Annotated in this window: 1 protein-coding gene; it reads left to right on the top strand. The window is 60.1% G+C overall.

The window, feature by feature from the left end; all coding sequences use genetic code 11:
- The coding region (locus tag AC0L20_RS39845) for an ATP-dependent DNA ligase (RefSeq protein WP_473295644.1) at window positions 1-494 on the top strand (494 nt) is incomplete at both ends.

Below are 494 nucleotides of genomic sequence, written 5' to 3'. Positions count from 1 at the left end.
AAATCGACCCTGCCTTATCGCCTGCAGCCCATGTTGGCCACGCTCACGGATGCGCCGTTCGACGATCCCGATTGGGTTTTCGAGGACAAATTCGATGGTTTCCGCATGGTCGCGGAAATCCGGCGTGGTCGGGTCGCGCTCTACAGCCGCAACGGGAAGATCATCAGCCACTCCTATGTCGAGGTCGCGAAAGCACTTGAGGGAGTGAAGGCGGACGCCGTGATCGATGGCGAGCTCGTTGCGATCGGGAAGGACGGCGTATCCCATTTCCAGTTGCTTCAAAACGCCCTGCGTCACGAGGCCAAGCTTTTGTACTGCGCGTTCGACCTCATGTTCGCAGCGGGCGAGGACCTGCGCGCGCTGCCGCTTCTCGAGCGCAAGAAGCGGCTCAAAGCCCTCCTGCCGCGCCACAAGCTCATCGCGTTCAGCAACCACCGCAAAGGCAGCGGCACAAAGTTCTTTGCACAAGCCGAGCTGAGACATCTCGAAGGCAT

Source organism: Bradyrhizobium sp. Kon58, assembly GCF_055807455.1.
This window is presented reverse-complemented; position numbering and strand designations above follow the sequence as displayed.